Source organism: Paraburkholderia sp. CI2, from assembly GCF_014201055.1.
Lineage (GTDB): Bacteria > Pseudomonadota > Gammaproteobacteria > Burkholderiales > Burkholderiaceae > Paraburkholderia > Paraburkholderia tuberum.
The window spans coordinates 87,297-103,835 of the sequence record NZ_JACHDL010000012.1 but is presented as its reverse complement, the minus strand read 5'-3'; the positions used below and the strand labels follow the sequence as shown (position 1 = coordinate 103,835).

General features: G+C 62.9%; 16 protein-coding genes and 1 pseudogene. 10 read left to right on the top strand and 7 right to left on the bottom strand.

Annotation, left to right across the window (positions count from 1 at the left end):
* Window positions 1-287 precede the first annotated feature (287 nt).
* Window positions 288-830: pseudogene (locus HDG32_RS18295) on the top strand (ABC transporter ATP-binding protein); the annotation flags it as partial.
* Between the two features lie 44 nt (window positions 831-874).
* Here HDG32_RS18295 and HDG32_RS18290 read toward each other — a convergent pair.
* Complete coding sequence (locus HDG32_RS18290; protein WP_184069592.1) at window positions 875-1,738, bottom strand: alpha/beta fold hydrolase; 864 nt, start codon at window positions 1,736-1,738, stop codon at window positions 875-877.
* Between the two features lie 108 nt (window positions 1,739-1,846).
* Here HDG32_RS18290 and HDG32_RS18285 point away from each other — a divergent pair, with 108 nt between their 5' ends.
* A complete protein-coding gene (locus HDG32_RS18285; RefSeq protein ID WP_184069590.1) occupies window positions 1,847-2,698 on the top strand; it encodes a LysR substrate-binding domain-containing protein in 852 nt (283 codons plus the stop codon).
* A gap of 128 nt (window positions 2,699-2,826) precedes the next feature.
* Here HDG32_RS18285 and HDG32_RS18280 read toward each other — a convergent pair whose 3' ends face one another.
* Window positions 2,827-3,957: an MBL fold metallo-hydrolase gene (locus HDG32_RS18280; RefSeq protein ID WP_184069588.1), complete on the bottom strand. Its 1,131-nt coding sequence runs from the start codon at window positions 3,955-3,957 to the stop codon at window positions 2,827-2,829.
* A gap of 84 nt (window positions 3,958-4,041) precedes the next feature.
* Here HDG32_RS18280 and HDG32_RS18275 point away from each other — a divergent pair, with 84 nt between their 5' ends.
* The 4 genes from HDG32_RS18275 to HDG32_RS18260 all read left to right on the top strand — a co-directional run bounded on the left by HDG32_RS18275 (window position 4,042) and on the right by HDG32_RS18260 (window position 6,148).
* Window positions 4,042-4,656 carry a TetR/AcrR family transcriptional regulator gene (locus HDG32_RS18275; RefSeq protein WP_184069586.1) on the top strand — a complete coding sequence of 205 codons (615 nt, stop codon included), beginning with the start codon at window positions 4,042-4,044 and terminating at the stop codon, window positions 4,654-4,656.
* Window positions 4,657-4,906: 250 nt separating this feature from the next.
* Window positions 4,907-5,281, top strand: coding sequence for a hypothetical protein (locus HDG32_RS18270; RefSeq protein WP_184067907.1), 375 nt, complete (start codon window positions 4,907-4,909; stop codon window positions 5,279-5,281).
* Window positions 5,282-5,285: 4 nt separating this feature from the next.
* Complete coding sequence (locus HDG32_RS18265; protein ID WP_184069583.1) at window positions 5,286-5,633, top strand: hypothetical protein; 348 nt, start codon at window positions 5,286-5,288, stop codon at window positions 5,631-5,633.
* Between the two features lie 23 nt (window positions 5,634-5,656).
* Window positions 5,657-6,148, top strand: a complete 492-nt coding sequence (locus HDG32_RS18260) for a lytic transglycosylase domain-containing protein (protein ID WP_184069581.1) — start codon at window positions 5,657-5,659, stop codon at window positions 6,146-6,148.
* A gap of 74 nt (window positions 6,149-6,222) precedes the next feature.
* On the opposite strand, the gene HDG32_RS18255 is transcribed toward HDG32_RS18260, so the two are convergent.
* Together HDG32_RS18255 and HDG32_RS18250 are read right to left on the bottom strand one after the other, a co-directional pair.
* Complete coding sequence (locus tag HDG32_RS18255; RefSeq protein ID WP_184069580.1) at window positions 6,223-7,491, bottom strand: RNA polymerase sigma factor; 1,269 nt, start codon at window positions 7,489-7,491, stop codon at window positions 6,223-6,225.
* Window positions 7,488-7,856 (bottom strand): YciI family protein, encoded by a 369-nt coding sequence (locus tag HDG32_RS18250; protein WP_184023933.1) that lies wholly within the window; start codon window positions 7,854-7,856, stop codon window positions 7,488-7,490. The genes HDG32_RS18255 and HDG32_RS18250 overlap by 4 nt, the downstream gene beginning before the upstream one ends.
* Window positions 7,857-8,284: 428 nt before the next feature.
* On the opposite strand from HDG32_RS18250, the gene HDG32_RS18245 reads away from it, so the two are divergent.
* Window positions 8,285-9,376, top strand: a complete 1,092-nt coding sequence (locus HDG32_RS18245; RefSeq protein WP_311540086.1) for a glycerophosphodiester phosphodiesterase — start codon at window positions 8,285-8,287, stop codon at window positions 9,374-9,376.
* Between the two features lie 572 nt (window positions 9,377-9,948).
* Window positions 9,949-10,263 carry an alpha/beta hydrolase fold domain-containing protein gene (locus HDG32_RS18240; RefSeq protein WP_311540091.1) on the top strand — a complete coding sequence of 105 codons (315 nt, stop codon included), beginning with the start codon at window positions 9,949-9,951 and terminating at the stop codon, window positions 10,261-10,263.
* Window positions 10,264-10,404: 141 nt separating this feature from the next.
* Here the strand turns inward: HDG32_RS18240 and acnB are convergent, their stop codons facing one another.
* A complete protein-coding gene (acnB, locus tag HDG32_RS18235) occupies window positions 10,405-12,990 on the bottom strand; it encodes a bifunctional aconitate hydratase 2/2-methylisocitrate dehydratase (RefSeq protein ID WP_184069577.1) in 2,586 nt (861 codons plus the stop codon).
* Window positions 12,991-13,333: 343 nt separating this feature from the next.
* On the opposite strand from acnB, the gene HDG32_RS18230 reads away from it, so the two are divergent.
* Entirely contained in the window at window positions 13,334-13,936 is a 603-nt protein-coding gene (locus tag HDG32_RS18230; RefSeq protein ID WP_184069575.1) for a DUF1326 domain-containing protein, read from the top strand.
* Window positions 13,937-13,938: 2 nt separating this feature from the next.
* The gene (locus tag HDG32_RS18225; protein ID WP_184069715.1) at window positions 13,939-14,730 is read left to right on the top strand and encodes a DUF2182 domain-containing protein; all 792 of its coding nucleotides are present in this window, start codon (window positions 13,939-13,941) and stop codon (window positions 14,728-14,730) included.
* A gap of 34 nt (window positions 14,731-14,764) precedes the next feature.
* On the opposite strand, the gene HDG32_RS18220 is transcribed toward HDG32_RS18225, so the two are convergent.
* Window positions 14,765-15,715, bottom strand: a complete 951-nt coding sequence (locus HDG32_RS18220; RefSeq protein ID WP_184069573.1) for an alpha/beta fold hydrolase — start codon at window positions 15,713-15,715, stop codon at window positions 14,765-14,767.
* A gap of 134 nt (window positions 15,716-15,849) precedes the next feature.
* A complete protein-coding gene (locus HDG32_RS18215; protein ID WP_184069571.1) occupies window positions 15,850-16,407 on the bottom strand; it encodes a TetR/AcrR family transcriptional regulator in 558 nt (185 codons plus the stop codon).
* Window positions 16,408-16,539 lie beyond the last annotated feature (132 nt).

The window sequence follows — 16,539 nt, the reverse complement described above, 5'->3', positions numbered from 1 at the left end:
AACAGATCGTCGGGTTGCAAGCCGAAGGCCTCCGTAGTCAGGCTATCCAAACCCTGAACGAGGAGCTGCTGACGATCTACATCGGTTACACGGCGACACTCGAGGACATCAACCAGTTTCAGGTCGCCGGGACAACGATGGCCACCGCCGCCATCACGGACATCGCCCAGAAGAGCTGTTTGATATTGGCCTGCCTGGGCGCGGCGGTCCTTGCCATGAGCGTTGGTTTCGGCTGGGTGATCACACGCAGCATCACACGCCCGCTCGCGGAAGCCTTCAAGGCTGGCATCGTCGGTCACACGCGTCGTTTTAGCGGACGGATCTGGCTCGATGGCAAGGACGTCACCGCATTCAAGCCGCACCGGCGCGCGCCGGCCGGCATCGGCTGGGTACCGCAGGAACGCAATATCTTCAAGTCGCTGACGGTCGAAGAGAACCTGACGTCGATCGCCGTGTCCGGTCCGTGGGATCTGGCTCGCATCTACCGGATGTTCCCGCGCCTGCAGGAGCGCCGCGCCAATATGGGCAACCAGCTCTCCGGCGGCGAGCAGCAGATGTTGGCCATCGGCCGCGCGCTGATGCTCAATCCCAAGGTGCTGCTGCTCGACGAGCCGCTCGAGGGCCTCGCGCCGATTATCGTGCAGGACTTGATGCGCATCCTCTCGGAGATCATCCGCGAAGGCCTCTCAGTGATTCTGGTCGAGCAGAACGCGCGCAAGGCGCTGGGCATCACGCACAACGCCGTGGTGCTCGAGCGCGGCTCGGTCGTTCATTCGAGTACGGCGGCCGAGTTGCTGGCCCAGGATCACAAGATCGATACCTTGCTGGCCGGGAAAACCAGCGTGCACGCCGGAGCACTCTCCCGTCAACCGGGCTACGCCGCGAAAGTCGCTACCGCCCTGTTGAACGCATCCGGTCTCGCGACATTCATCCCATGCGACGCACCGTCGATCGTTTCGCGTTCGGCAAACTCGATCCACTGTTCGAGCTTGTCGACCGTATTGCGGAACATACGGGGACTTTTCTGGCCGTCGATCAACAACGTACGGCACTTGATATCGCGCGCGACTCCCGGCGTATAGGCGGGAAGCGGATCGAGCAACTGCTTTGGCAGCGTGAGCGCGTTGTCGAGCGCCATGCGACGAAAGCTCTCCGGGCTTTTGTTCCAGAACCCCGGCATGCTCACCGAGTCGACGAACATCGACAAGCCGGCGTCGAACTCGCCCCGCTCGATCAGTTCCGCGACCCGTGCGCGCAACACGTTGGTCGCCGGCGGCATGAACGCGGGCTGCCCCCTCGGTTCGGTTTGCAGCGGGCCGCCGGGATCGGCTAGCGTCAGCGTTTTCACGAGGCGCGGAAATTCGCGCGCGAGATGGAAAGCCACGCACCCACCCCGCGAGTGACCGACCAGATGAACGGGAGCAAGGTCGAGCGCCGCGATGAATCCGGCAATTTCCTCGACGTGCGCCTCCCAACTGAAGTCGCTGTGTCCAAATGCATCGATCTCGGGCCAGTAATGGCTCAAGCTCGGCGCGAAGCAGCGAAACCGGCCCGACAGGGAGGCCATCTGGGCGTCCCAATAGCGATAGTCGCAAAGCGAGCCGTGCACGAACACCATCGGCTCGCCGCGCCCGGACTCGACATACGGTATCGCAAGACTCGATGCGGTGGTCACAAACGATGGCGCGGACGCGCCAAAGGCCGGGGCCAGAATCGATGGGCTGGTACGTGCATTCATCACAGGGCTCCTTTGGCGCCACTATCGAGGGTGTGCTCGCAAAAGAAAATCGCATAATATTGATGGAATCGATCTACTTTTCTGATATCAACCATCATGGCAACGGAAATGAAAGCGCTCGATCTGGACGTGCTGTCCATGATCATCGCGGTCGCGGACGCCGGCACGATCAGTCGCGCGGCGCAGGTCGTGCATCGTTCGCAATCGGCGGTGAGCATGCAGATCAAGACGCTCGAGACGGCGCTCGGCAAGGCGCTTTTCGTGCGCAAGCCTCGCAGCGTGGTGCCGACGCAGGACGGCGAAATGCTGTTGACCTACGCGCGGCGGATGATCGCCCTGCGCGACGAAGCGTGGGCAGCGGTGGTACGGCCCGACGTGACCGGACGCGTGGTGATCGGCGTGCCTGACGACTATGCGACGTCACTGTTCCCGCCGATCCTCAAGAAATTCTCGGCGACCTATCCGAAGGTGGAGATTCAGGTAGTGGGCCTGCCAAGCGTCGCTCTCGAGCCCATGTTGAAGGACGGCACGGTCGATCTCGTCTGCGCGACGCGCGTGAAAGGATTGCACGGCGAGTTCCTGCGTCACGAACCGATGGTCTGGGCCGCCGCGCCAGGCGCGACCGAGATCTGGCGTGAAAGGCCCTTGCCCATCGCCGTGTTTTTGCCCGGCAGCGTCGCGCGGGAGAAAGCCATCCGGAGCCTGGAGCGCGCGCGCATCACGTATCGAACCTCGTATGAAAGTCCGAGTCTGCTGGGTCTGCTGACGATGGCCGAGGCCGGACTCGCGGTGACCCCTTTGGCCAAGTGCGCGGTACCGGCTCACTTCTCGCTGCTGGGAACCGCGAACGGCCTGCCGGAAATCGGCACGCTTGAAGTCGTGCTGGCGCGAAGTGCCGCTTCGAAACGACCTGTGTGCGATTTTCTCGCGGAACGCATTCTCGCCGACCTGAAGAATTAACCCGCAGATCGACGGTTGCGGGCGTCATGCGGACCGGCCGTCCAAATACGGCCGGACGATTCAGGCCAGCAATCAGCACTTGTGACGGATGCCGACCACCGCCGAAAAACGTGGCCGTGCCAACGATCTCAGGACGACTCCCCTTCCCGAACTCCACGCGACGCGCACATCCGCCACGACGCCTTCGGCGCAGCGACGGTTTGCGCAACGTCGCGCCACCAGCGTTCGCCGCGATGCACCGCGGTCAGATCGAGCCGCTCGCCCATGCGCGGGGTCGACAGCGCGACGCCGCGCGCGAGCGCCAGCCCCGTCACCCTTTCGAACGGCTCCTGCCAGCGATGCATCGCGAGGTCGAAGGTGCCGTTATGGATCGGCACGAGCCAGCGGCCGCGCAGGTCGATATGCGCCTGCACGGTTTCTTCGGGCTGCATATGGACGTATGGCCACATCGCGTCGTACGCGCCGGTTTCGATCAACGTGACGTCGAATGGTCCGAGGCGCTCGCCGATCGCGCTGAAACCCTCGAAGTAACCGGTGTCGCCGCTGAAAAACACGCGCAAATCGTGATCGACGATCACCCACGACGCCCACAACGTCCTGTTGCCGTCGAACAGGCTGCGCCCGGAGAAGTGCTGCGCGGGCGTCGCGGTGAACTCGATGCCCTCGACCTCCGTGCCCTGCCACCAGTCGAACTGCCGGACCTTTGCCGCGTCGATACCCCATTCGATGAGCCGGTCGCCGACCCCAAGCGGCGTCAAAAACACCTCGGTACGCTGCGCCAGTATCAGCACGGTTTCGCGGTCGAGATGGTCGTAGTGATCGTGCGACAGGATCACGCCGTGCAGCGGCGGCAAATCGTCGAGTGAGATCGGCGGCGCATGAAAGCGCTTCGGACCGAGATTGCGGAACGGAGACGCCCGCTCGGCGAACACGGGATCGGTCAGCCAGAACTTGCCGCGCAACTTCAGCAGCGTCGTCGAATGACCGAGCCGGTACAGGCTGCGGTCGGGCGCCGCGTCGAGTTGCGCGCGCGTCAGCGTTTCGACCGGCAATGCGTCGGCCGGCACGGTGCCGCTCGGCTTGTTGAACAGCATCGTCCACGCGAGGCCGAGCGTTTTGCGCAGGCTTTCCGCCGGACGCGGCTTGACGTTGCGAAAGCGCTCGCCGTCATGCTGCGGCGACAGGCTGAACCTCGCGCGGCTGCGCTGTGCGGCGTTCACGCCGAGCATTCGGCGGACCAGGGCGCGAAGCGACGTCATGAAGTTGACCTTCCGAAGAAAATGTACACTCGGCAGTGTAGTTTATTTTCAAGAAAAGTAAACTGCTCAGTGTAAAATTGTTGGATGGAATCCTGTGCCCGCCCCCAACGTCTGACTGACCGAAAGCGCATCGCGATCGTCGCTGCCGCGATCGAGGAATTCCTCGCGGCCGGCTACGACGCTACCAGCATGGACCGCATCGCCGCCCGCGCGAACGTCTCGAAGCGCACGGTCTATAACCATTTCCCGAGCAAGGAAGCACTTTTCGCGGCGATTCTCCATCAGCTGTGGGACGCGAGCCATGACGGCGATGCACCCTCTTATCGTGCTGACCAACCGTTGCGCGCGCAGTTGCTCGATCTGCTGAAGCGCAAGCTGCGGCTGCTTCACGACGAGTCCTTTTTGTCGCTTGCCCGGGTGGCGATCGCGGCTGGCATACATTCACCGGAGCGCGCGCGGGACATGGTCGCTCGCATGGGGGAACGCGAGGAGGATCTGACGGCGTGGGTCCGGGCGGCCGCCGCGGACGGCCGCATCAAGACCGATGACCCCGTCTTCGCGGCACTGCAGTTGCAGGGGCTCGTGAAGGCTTTTGCCTTCTGGCCGCAAGTGGCGATGGGGCAAGTGCCGCTCGATGCCAAGGAGCAGAAGCGCATCGCGGAGGCGGCGGCGGATATGTTTCTCGCGCGGTATGCGTGAGTCGGTTTGCCGGGTTGGGGCGTCACGTCGATGGCGTCCCGACGAGCCTACGCGTAGCAATCGCTGTGGCTGTACCCGACAGGGCAAGAAGTTCTTTGCTCGAAGACGGAGGGGCACGCAGCAACTTTCCGGGAAGCGGCGCCGCGAGAGCGAACTCTTTCTTTTTCGCAAACGTTTGCCGCCAGGTATCAAGTCTCAGCATCCCAAGCCGAAAACGCGTACATCGCTACGAAACTTTGGAGACCCCGACGTGACGCGCGTTGTGCTCTTACTTGCCGTAATGTTTGTAACAGGCTGCGCACAACTGCAGCAGCCCAATACGGCTCAAGCCGAGAAACCTGCGGTGTCGGACGTGATCATGAAGTTCGACATTCCCGCCGATGCACTCGGCGCGCGCGATCCGCAACTGACTACGGTCCTCGCCAAGGCGGGTGCGCTCGCTGCCGCGCAGAAGCAGCCCACTGTGATCCGCGTAACGGCGCTGGGCCAGGACTTCAAGTACATCAACCAGGCGATCTGGCGGGGCGTGCCGCAGCAGGGGCTCAAACCCACGCTCGAAAACCTTACGACCGGCGCGAACCAGACCTACAGCGTCTCGATCCAGCCGCTGCATGCGGGGAGCTGACACGATGCGCCTGATTGCTTTCGCCGCGGCATCGCTATGCTTAAGTTCGGCCACATGGGCGGGCCAGCCCGCTGCCAGCGCGCCTGCAACTGCGGCCAGCACTGCCACCGCTGCCACCACAGCCTCTGCGGACAAGGTCTACCCGCCGCTGCCCACGCTCGCCATGCTGCCGCCCTCGACCGGGGACGACGACGACCTTCCCGCGCCGCGCTCGACGTCGCACAACAAGAAGAAGACGCACCAGCACGATTGCCGCTGCGCGATGCCGACGCCGCGCCTCGTCGTCTCCGATGCGTCGCGCACCTATCTCAAGGACATCGAGCGGCAGCTCGATTCCGCGCTGGCGCAGTAAAGCAGGACCTGGAGCCCCGACCCGTGGACCAGCACAAGACCAACGCCTTCCGCCCTTTGCGGTCGTGGGCCATATGCGCCTGGGCGGCGCTGCTGGCGCTCGGCAGTTCGGCCGCGCAAGCCGCCCCGTCCGCCGACGATTGCTTCGACAAGGCCGGCGCTTACCAGGGCGTCAATCCGCACGTGCTGCGCGCCGTAGCATGGCGCGAATCGAAAGGCGACGCGACCGCCATCAACCGCAACGCCAACGGTTCGATCGACGTGGGACAATTGCAGATCAATTCGATCCACTTTCCGGAACTCGAGAGCCGGGGCATTCCGCACCGCGCGCTCACGGACCCGTGCGTGAATATCTTCGTGGCCGCCTGGCTGCTCAAGCAGAAGATGGTGCGATACGGCAACACATGGCGCGCAATCGGAGCGTATCACTCGGAATCGCCGCACGAGCGCGACGCCTACGCGCGCAGCATCCAGGCGATTCTCGTGAGCTGGGGGCTGTTGCAGCCGGAGCGGTGAGGTTCAGGCGCAGGCCTGTCGGGGCAAAGCCGCCACGCCCGACCTGGCGAAGCAGGCAAACGCAACCCGCTCCGCTAACTGCTCGTCGATGCAAGCTCCATTCGCTTGCGCTGCAGAAACCGACGCACGGCCGGATCACGCTCAAGGCCGATTGCCAGATCGTACGCGTCGAGTGCTTGCGCAGTCGCGCCGGCACGCGCGAGCAAATTGGCGCGTGCGGCCCAGTAGGGCTGGTAGTCGGCCAGCCGCGGGTCGTCCGCATACGTTGCAAGTGCGTCGAGCGCCGCCTGCGGGCCGTCGCGTTCGGCCACGGCAAGCGCACGGTTCACGGCGACCACCGGCGACGCCGCAATGGCGAACAGCCCATCGTAGATCTGCACGATTTCGTCCCAGTTCGGGCGACGCGTCCGGCAGCGATCCACATGCGCCGACTGCAGCGCGGCCTCGAGCTGAAAGCGCCCGATTGCGTTGAGCGCGTTCGCGCGCCGCAGCAGTGCGTTCGCCGCCTCGATCATCGGCGCGTTCCACGTTGCAGGGTCCTGGGCCGACAGCGGCACGTAGTCGCCAGCCGCATCGCGTCGCGCATCACGTCGCGCCTGTGCAAACAGCATCAGCGCGAGCAGGCCCAACGTCTCCGGTTCGTCGGGAAGCAACTCGACGAGCAGTTGCGCGAGATACAGCGCCTCGTCCGCGAGGTCGCGTCGCTCGGTATCGCCGCCGACCGGGTCCGTCCAACCTTCCGCATACGCCGCATAGACCGCTTCGAGCACCGCGTCGAGCCGGCCCGGCAGCTCCTTGCGCTCGGGCACGCTGAACGGAATGCCCGCTTCGCGGATCTTGGTCTTCGCCCGCACGAGACGTTTGCTCATCGCGGCGGGCGACATCAGGAACGCCGACGCAATCGTCTTCGCTTCCAGCCCCAACACCACTTGCAGCATCAGCGGCGTCCGTATCGCGGCCTCTAGCGCAGGGTGCGTGCACGCGAACAGCAGCGCAAGCCGCCGGTCGGGCAACGCGCCTGCCTCACTCTCGTCGATCTCGTCGGCGAGGATCATCAGTTGGTTCGCCACGTCGTCGCCGACCTGGCGATGACGCGCGCCGTCGATCGCCCGGCGGCGCGCGACCGTCATCAGCCACGCTTCCGGACTCGCGGGACAGCCGTGCTCCGGCCAGTCCGCGAGCGCGGCCGCGAATGCGTCGGCGAGCGCGTCCTCGGCTGCGGCGACGTCGCGCGTGCGCATTGCCAGCAGCGCGACGAGCTTGCCGTAGCTGCGGCGAGCGACCGCCTCGGCAATCGAACGCGCGGCGCCGTCATCGCCAGGGGCGCCGCCGGACGCACTCATGCAGTGGGTGCCTCGTAAGGGGCGGTCCAGACCGGGCGCACCTCCATGACGCCGTGCGCCGCGCCGGGACAACGCGACGCCCACGACATCGCCGCGTCGAGGTTCGGCACGTCGATCAGGTAGTAGCCGGCGAGTTGCTCCTTCGAATCGGAATACGGTCCATCGAGCACCTGCGGCTTGCCGTCGACGAGCCGCACCGTGGTGGCCGTGTTCGTGTGCTGCAGCCGGTTGGCCCCCACCAGAGCCCCCGCTTTCTTCAACGATTCGGTGTACGCGTGATAGGCGGCAACGCCTTGCTGCCGCTCGCTTTCGGTCATCTTGTTCCAGCCGTTTTCTTCCGAGTAGATCATCAACAGGTATTCCATTTGAGCCTCCGTCATGAGGTTGAGGCGGATGAATTGCATCGGCCGCCATCACAATGACGCGCGGGCCGTATGCTGACGGACAGGGGTAGGGGTAAGGATTCGTGCGGAAATGCGTAACATCACCCGGAGAAGCTCGTCGTTCAAGCTTTTCGCCCGGATGCAGTTATGCAAACAACGAGTCTGGCAGCTGTCCCCATTGAAGCTGTCGAGAAAACTGCCCGCAGTGGCAAGCCCCGTCGGGCGGGATGTTGTCCCGTTCAAAGTAATCTTTAACTGGGGCATCGTTTCGATCGTACGCATTTTCGCACGAATCCTTACCCCTACCCAAGCCGCTACGGAACTGCAGCGACGCCTCAATTCTTTCATCTCATAATATATATTACATAATCATAACGGAAACTCCCGGCTTCTTTTAAGGGAGCCCAGTCGTGACAAAAAGTAATATCAAGCGGGGATTGTTCGTCTGTGCCGTGTCGGCATTGCTAGGCGGTTGCGGTGGTGGCAGTGACAAAGTCGCCTCGGTTGATCCCACGCAGCATCTGTTTTTCCAGCCGCGCCAGTTCGACTTGCAGGCGCACCGCGGAGGTCTGGGCCTTGTTGTGGAAAGTACGCTGCAATCGTTTGCGAGCGGACTGGAGACCGGTGTCACCACACTCGAACTCGACACGCAAATTACCAGTGACGGCATCGCGGTAGTCACCCACGACCGTCAGGTCTCGAAAAACAAATGCCTGGACACTGGGCCTGTTACGCAGGGTGATCCTCTGTACCCCTACGTCGGACGTTATATCAAGGAGTTGACTCTCGCCCAGGTCAAGACGCTGGATTGCGGCTCGCTCAGACAAAGCGACTTCCCCACTCAGCGACTGGAACCGGGAGCTCGGATGCCTACGTTGCGGGAAGTATTCGATCTTGTGAAGTCGTATAAGGCGGATCAGGTCATGATGAACGTTGAAATCAAGGTGGAAGCTGGAGCGCCATCCGAAACTGCGCCGCGCGACATATTCGTGCGTACGGTGCTGGACGAGATCCGTGCTTCAGGACTCACGCGCCAGATCACCATTCAGAGTTTTGACTGGGGGGCACTGATGCTGGTCCGTAAGCTCGAACCGACCCTCCCGATTGTCGCACTTACCAATGGTCAACAGTTCCTTCAGGTCGGAGTCCCCGGGGCCTCGCCATGGCTTGGAGGGATCGATATCGATGACCCGCAATTCGGTGGTGATCTTGTTAAGGCCGCTGCCTCGTTCGGCGCCGATGCGATATCGCCGGTCGCGGGCGACCCGCAAAACGGTGTGTACGGCCAAGAGGGATACGTTCCTTATACAACGCCAGAACTGGTTGCCCGCGCTCACGCTGCGGGAATGAAAGTCATTCCGTGGACGGTCGATGCCCCCGCAACGATGAACTATCTGATCGATGCGAAGGTAGATGGATTGATCACCGACTATCCGGATGTTCTGCGTCGAGTGATGGCTTCGCGCGGTATCGCGTTGCCTTCGCCAGTCGCGAAACCTTAGGAGCTTTATCGACACCTAGGTCTAGGTAACCGTCAAAAGTGGGTGCGGCGGGAGGCATCGAGGTCCTCCCCGGCTCCAGATACTCAGAACTGCTCAAGGTCGTCTGTGCGTTGTACTCCGTCCGATGATGGACTAAGCTCGCGTTGACCCTGCAGGGTCGGCGTGATATGGCGGATCAGTCAAGCCGCTTTACAGCGAGGTCCGCCATGCGCCGTCTGTTTATCGTTCTATGCGCCGTCTTCTGCGCAGCCTGCACCCTCATCCATATCGAGGGGGACTCGAACAACGTCAGCGACATCGAAGGCCACACTGGCACACTGAAGGTGCCTGGGTAGGGGTAAGGATTCGTGCGAAAATGCGTACGATCGAAACGATGTCCCAGTTAAAGATTACTTTGAACGGGACAACATCCCGCCCGACGGGGCTTGCCACTGCGGGCAGTTTTCTCGACAGCTTCAATTGGGACAGCTGCCAGACTCGTTGTTTGCATAACTGCATCCGGGCGAAAAGCTTGAACGACGAGCTTCTCCGGGTGATGTTACGCATTTCCGCACGAATCCTTACCCCTACCCATACTCGCCGATGCCGCCGCCGCGTACCTTGGGTCAGCCGATCCCGCGGACCGACGCGCGTCGCCGCTGTACCACGTTCCCGCACATCTGCCGCCGATCGCCATTCAGGTCGGTACGGACGAACTGCTGCTCGACGACGCCCGGCGCTACGCGGCTGCCGCTGCGCAGCGGGGAAACACGGTGCAGTTGGAAATCTACGAGGGACTCCATCACGCGTTCCAGCGCTCGACCGACGAGCTTGCAAGCGCCCGATACGCGTTGGACCAGGTCGCGGGGTTTGTCTTGCGATGCGGATCGGCTATCGCCAGGCCCTGAGATTCCTCTGCGATCCCGGCGAGGCTGGCCCGCGCGGACCTCGACTCGAACGCCGAAAAAAAATGGCGCCGCAGGCATTCAGCCCACGGCGCCATTTCTGGCGCTACGACGCGAACCACACGCCGTAGTCCGACAGCACACTTACATCGTCACGGCGTCGGCGACTTCCTTGAAGTCCTCGATCTGGTCGAAGTTCATGTATTGATAGATCTTGTCGCCGTTGGCGTTGAGCACGCTCATGTCGGCCATGTACTCTTCCTTGGTCGGGATCTTGCCGAGGCGTGAGCAGATCGCCGCCAGTTCCGCCGAGCCGAGGTACACGTTCGTGTTCTTGCCGAGGCGGTTCGGGAAGTTACGGGTCGACGTCGACATGACCGTCGCGCCTTCGCGCACCTGCGCCTGATTGCCCATGCACAGCGAGCAGCCCGGCATTTCGGTACGCGCACCAGCCGTGCCGAAGACGCCGTAATGGCCTTCCTCGGTCAGCTGCTTCTGGTCCATCTTGGTCGGCGGGGCCACCCACAGCTTGACCGGGATGTCGCGCTTACCTTCCAGCAGCTTCGACGCGGCGCGGAAGTGACCGATGTTGGTCATGCACGAGCCGATGAACACTTCGTCGATCTTCGCGCCGGCTACGTCGGACAGCGTCTTCACGTCGTCCGGATCGTTCGGGCAGGCCACGATCGGCTCGTGGATGTCGGCGAGATCGATCTCGATGACGGCTGCGTATTCGGCGTCGGCATCCGGCGACAGCAGTTGCGGGTCGGCCAGCCACTGCTCCATCGCCTTGATGCGGCGCTGCAGGCTGCGCGGATCCTGGTAGCCCTGGGCGATCATCCACTTCAGCAGCGTGACGTTGCTGTTCAGGTATTCGATGATCGGCTCCTTGTTCAGGTGCACCGTGCAACCGGCGGCCGAGCGCTCGGCGGAAGCATCCGACAGTTCGAACGCTTGCTCGACCTTCAGATCGGGCAGGCCTTCGATTTCGAGAATGCGGCCGGAGAAGATGTTCTTCTTGCCTTGCTTGGCAACCGTCAGCGTGCCTTGCTTGATCGCGTACAGCGGGATTGCGTTGACGAGGTCACGCAGGGTCACGCCCGGCTGCATCTTGCCCTTGAAGCGGACCAGCACCGATTCCGGCATGTCCAGCGGCATCGTGCCGGTGGCGGCCGCGAAGGCGACCAGACCCGAACCGGCCGGGAAGCTGATGCCGATCGGGAAGCGCGTGTGCGAGTCGCCGCCGGTGCCCACGGTGTCGGGCAACAGCATGCGGTTCAGCCACGAGTGGATCACGCCGTCGCCCGGGCGCAGCGCGATGCCGCCACGGTTGCTGATGAAGTTCGGCAGCGTCTGGTGGGTCTTGACGTCCACCGGCTTCGGATAAGCGGCGGTGTGGCAGAACGACTGCATGACGAGATCGGCCGAGAAGCCGAGGCACGCCAGGTCCTTCAGTTCGTCGCGGGTCATCGGGCCCGTGGTGTCCTGCGAGCCGACCGAGGTCATCTTCGGTTCGCAGTACGTGCCCGGACGGACGCCCTGGCCTTCCGGCAGACCGCAAGCGCGGCCGACCATCTTCTGCGCCAGCGAGAAGCCCTTGCCGCTGTTGGCGGGCTGCTGCGGCAGGCGGAACAGCGTCGACGGGGCGAGGCCCAGCGCTTCGCGTGCCTTGGCGGTCAGGCCGCGGCCGATGATCAGCGGAATGCGGCCGCCGGCGCGCACTTCATCGAACAGCACGTCGGACTTGACCTGGAACTCGGCGATCACTGCGCCGTTCTTCAGGGCTTTGCCTTCGTACGGGCGCAGTTCGACCACGTCGCCCATTTCCATCTGCGACACGTCGAGTTCGATCGGCAGAGCGCCGGCGTCTTCCATCGTGTTGTAGAAGATCGGGGCGATCTTGCCGCCGAGGCACACGCCGCCGAAGCGCTTGTTCGGGATGAACGGGATGTCTTCGCCCGTGAACCACAGCACCGAGTTGGTGGCCGACTTGCGCGAGGAGCCGGTGCCGACCACGTCGCCCACGTACGCGACCAGGTGGCCCTTTTCTTTCAGCGACTCGATGAACTTGACCGGGCCGCGCTTGCCGTCCTCTTCCGGGGTGATACCGGGACGCGCGTTCTTCAGCATTGCCAGTGCGTGCAGCGGGATGTCCGGACGGGTGGTCGCATCCGGGGCCGGCGACAGGTCGTCGGTATTGGTTTCGCCCGTCACCTTGAAGACGGTGATGGTCAGGCTTTGCGGCACTTCCGGACGGCTCGTGAACCATTCGGCGTCGGCCCAGCTCTGCATCACGGCCTTCGCATTGGCGCTGCCCTTGTCGGCCAGTTCCTTGACGTCGTGGAACTGGTCGAACATCAGCAGGGTTTTCTTCAGCGCGTCGGCGGCCACGGTGCCCACTTCGGCGTCGGACAGCAGTTCGATCAGCGGCTGGATGTTGTAGCCGCCCAGCATCGTGCCGAGCAGTTCGGTGGCACGGGCGCGCGAGATCAGCGCGCAGGCGGTCTGGCCGTTGGCCACGGCGGCGAGGAAGCCTGCCTTCACGCGGGCGGCTTCGTCCACACCGGCGGGCACGCGGTTGGTGATCAGGTCGAGCAGCGTCTGCTCTTCGCCGGCGGGCGGGTTCGTCAGGAGTTCGACCAGCTCGGCGGTCTGCTGAGCCGTCAGCGGCAGGGGAGGAATACCGAGCGCGGCGCGTGCGGCCACGTGAGCACGAAAATTTTCAAGCATGGGGGACCTGCTGGTATTTGCGTTTCAGGGAAAGGCTTTTAAGGCACTCCAAGCTGTGCCGGGCACTGCTTCGATCGCGATTTTAATTGCAATACCCATCCAAGGTCAAATGTCTTATGTCTTATATAAGAGTTGCGCGCGAAAATCGTCGATGCGCCACGCGCTTCAGGACCGCCAATCTGACTCCGCGCCCCCTCCTGCACCGCAAAAGCACCGACTGTGTAAGCCGCTTCAATCATTCGCAGTGCCCCGAACACTTTGATTCCTGCCCGCTTAACGGCTACAACAGAGGATGTCCGGCGATGTTCTTCCCGGCCGGATCCAACCGGCAGCGGAGGCGCGAATGAGCTATCAACTGATGGGCAGCATCCTCGAAGTGTGTGAATGCAAGGTGCTGTGTCCATGCTGGATCGGGGAAGATCCCGATAACGGCGTTTGCCGCAGCGCGCTTGCGTACCACTACGAGCAAGGCATGATCGACGGCGTCGATGTATCGGGCCTGACGATCGCGTTCGCGGCGTTCATTCCCGGCAACGTGCTCAAAGGCGGCTGGCGCGTCGCGATGTTCGTCGACGAGCGCGCGAGCGACGCGCAATTCGACGCCCTGGTTAGCGTGCACCGTGGCGAGCGCGGTGGCCCCCTCGCGGATCTCGTGCAGTTGATCGGCGAAGTCGTGTCCGTGGAACGCGCGCCGATCGAATACGCGGTCGTCGACGGCAAGGGCAGGATGAAAGTCGGCGAAGCCATCGAGGCCGAGTTGGAGCCCTATCGCGGCCCGACCGGCGAGCCGACCAAACTGGTCGAAAGCATCTTTTCGACGATACCCGGCTCCCCTGCTTTCGTCGGCAAGGCGAACGCATTCCGCCTGCGGCACGAAAAGCTCGATCTCGACCTCGCCTTGACCGGACATAACGCCATTCAGGGATCGTTCAGCTTCGCGTCGTGAAGATGCTCGCACGCTCGCGGCTGTTCGCGCCGCTCTTCGTCGCATTGACGGGCAGCGCGTGGATCGCGTTATGGATATGGGACGCGGGGCCCTATGCGCGTTTTCTGCGTCATGCGAGTTGGGCCGAACTGCCGCTCGTCGGCACGATATGCCGTGAGGTGCCCGGCGCGAGCCTCACGATTGCGGCATTGCTGCACAGCGTCGCATGGCTGCTGATGATCGCGGCGATGATGCTCCCGACCGCCTTCCCGCTCTTCGACACCTTTCGGCAGATGACCGTCGCGCGCGCAAACCGGCGCACGCTGATGGCGCTTCTGATCGTCGGTTATGTGACGATGTGGGCGCTGTTCGGCGTGCTCGCGCACGGCTTCGACGCGGCGCTCCATCTGGTCGCGGACCAGTCTGCGAGCTTGCTTGCAAACGGCTGGCTGATCGGCGCCGCGATCGTCGCGCTCGCGGGCCTTTATCAGTTCAGCAGCCTCAAGCACCGATGTCTCGACAAATGCCGCTCGCCGCTGATGTTCATCACCGAGCATTGGCGCGGCAGGAGCGCGCGTCGCGAGAGCTTTGCGCTCGGCATCAGTCACGGCGCTTTCTGCATCGGCTGCTGTTGGGCCCTGATGCTGCTGATGTTCGCGGTCGGCACTGGCAGCGTCGGCTGGATGCTGGCGCTGGGCGCGATCATGTCGGCCGAGAAGAATTTCCGCTGGGGCAGCTCCATCGGCAAGCCGCTCGGCATTGCGTTGCTTGTGTGGTCCGCATGGATCGTCCTACAGCACGCCCCCATCGCCTGAGCCATGCGCGGCATCTTGCGCCCACGTAGCCCCGTTACCCCTCTGCGCTTCCAAAGAACGCGGTGAGTTCGTCGGCGACCGCGCGCGGTTGTTCTTCTGGAATGAAGTGCCCGCAGTGACTGATGGTGCGGCCTTGGACGTCGGTGAAAAAGGCTCTCAAAGGTGTTGCCATATCGGCGATGGAACCTTGATCGGAACCGAGCGTCAGCAGTGGCAGGTCGAGCATGCCTCGTTGCTTCAGTTCTGCATTCTGTTGGGCGGACACATGCGCGGCCCGGTAATACGCAAGGCCCGCGCGTAAGCCGCCGTCTTTCTTGAGAATGCGTAGATATTCATCGATATCGGCGTCAGTGAAAGTATCGGGATTGGCCGCCTTTCGCCGCAAAAACCAGTCGAGGTATTCACGTTCCTTGCCGGCGAGCAGCACTTCCGGCAGGTCCGGTAGCCCGTGAAATGCGAAATGCCAGGTACGCCATGCACGCTCGGGCGCGCTCGGCAACGCATCAGGCAACGTCACGCCGGGGATCCCCGCATCCAGCAGCGCGAGTCGCCGGACCTCGTCGCCGAACATTACGGCGTAAGGAAAAGCCACCCACGCTCCAATGTCGTGTGCTGCAAGAAAGTACCGGGTCATCCCCAGTTGCTGGAGCAAACCGTGAACATGGCTCGCAAGGGTTTGTGTGTCGTAGCCGTCCATCGGACGATCCGAATCACCTTGTCCGGGAAGGTCCGGTGCGACGACTCGGTAGGTCTTTGCAAGCAGTCCCATCACTTTGCGCCAGGCGAACCAGCTCTCGGGAAAGCCCGCGAGCAACACAACCACGTCGCCCTGTGGGTTTCCACCGGTGACGTAGTGCAGCCTCAGTCCGTCGACGGTCGCGAACTTGTGCTCGAATCCTGCTAGCCCCGCAACGGGTCTTGCTACTGGCAACGTGCTTACGATTCCGGAACTCCCTGATGGCACCGGCGAGTGATGTGTTTTCACGAACGAAACTCCTCTGGGTTGGGGAATGACACCGTTGAGCGGCTTTTCTCATTGGCGGATGATGTTAGGAAATGGACGTTTCCTAATAGGGTGACCGGCACGCGGAGGTCATGCGATGCTATGTCTTGCTGTGCTTAGTCCAGCAGACGCATGGCCTGATCCGCCGCCGCCATCATGTGTGCCCGGGATCGCCCGACTTTGCCGACGACTCTCAAACCTTGCGTCAGACTCAGCAGTGCGCGGCCGGTAGCGTCCGGATCCACGGCGGACGCGATCGAACCGTCTGTCTGGCCCACTCGGATCAAACGACACAACAGACGCTCCGTTCGCTGCAAAGACGCGACCACATGACTCGCGACCTCATCATCGAAGGCCAGCAGGTCGACTGCACTTCCGACTACGAGACAGCCTCGCTTGCCCTCTTCGCCAATTGCAGACTCAGCATAAAACCGCAGAATGGCCCGTACCTTGTCGCGGCCGGTCTGCTCCGCGTCGAGCAGGCTCTGCAACTGGCCATTTCGTAGATGGATGTAGCGCTCGAGCGCGGCAAGGAATACCGCTCGCTTATCGGCGAACGCCTTGTAGATACTGCCGGCCGTGAGCCCCATCGCGGACCCAAGGTCGCCAAGAGACGTCCCTTGATAACCGCGCTCGCGAAAAATCTGGATTGCGCCGTCCAGCGCGACGTCCATGTCGAATTCGCGTGGACGACCTGGAGCACGTGGCTGTCTGGCAGCATGGTTGCGTGTAGTCATACGGCGATTATAGGAAATGATCATTTCCTAATCAAGATGTCCCAACGTGTTCAGGCATTCGCGCCAGGC

Excerpts from the sequence above, each read along its gene's own strand:
- HDG32_RS18290 (WP_184069592.1), bottom strand. The coding sequence starts at position 1,738 with ATGAATGCACGTACCAGCCCATCGATTCTGGCCCCGGCCTTTGGCGCG.
- HDG32_RS18285 (WP_184069590.1), top strand. The coding sequence starts at position 1,847 with ATGAAAGCGCTCGATCTGGACGTGCTGTCCATGATCATCGCGGTCGCG.
- HDG32_RS18280 (WP_184069588.1), bottom strand. The coding sequence starts at position 3,957 with ATGACGTCGCTTCGCGCCCTGGTCCGCCGAATGCTCGGCGTGAACGCC.
- HDG32_RS18275 (WP_184069586.1), top strand. The coding sequence starts at position 4,042 with ATGGAATCCTGTGCCCGCCCCCAACGTCTGACTGACCGAAAGCGCATC.
- HDG32_RS18265 (WP_184069583.1), top strand. The coding sequence starts at position 5,286 with ATGCGCCTGATTGCTTTCGCCGCGGCATCGCTATGCTTAAGTTCGGCC.
- HDG32_RS18255 (WP_184069580.1), bottom strand. The coding sequence starts at position 7,491 with ATGAGTGCGTCCGGCGGCGCCCCTGGCGATGACGGCGCCGCGCGTTCG.
- HDG32_RS18250 (WP_184023933.1), bottom strand. The coding sequence starts at position 7,856 with ATGGAATACCTGTTGATGATCTACTCGGAAGAAAACGGCTGGAACAAG.
- acnB (WP_184069577.1), bottom strand. The coding sequence starts at position 12,990 with ATGCTTGAAAATTTTCGTGCTCACGTGGCCGCACGCGCCGCGCTCGGT.
- HDG32_RS18230 (WP_184069575.1), top strand. The coding sequence starts at position 13,334 with ATGAGCTATCAACTGATGGGCAGCATCCTCGAAGTGTGTGAATGCAAG.
- HDG32_RS18225 (WP_184069715.1), top strand. The coding sequence starts at position 13,939 with ATGCTCGCACGCTCGCGGCTGTTCGCGCCGCTCTTCGTCGCATTGACG.
- HDG32_RS18215 (WP_184069571.1), bottom strand. The coding sequence starts at position 16,407 with ATGGACGTCGCGCTGGACGGCGCAATCCAGATTTTTCGCGAGCGCGGT.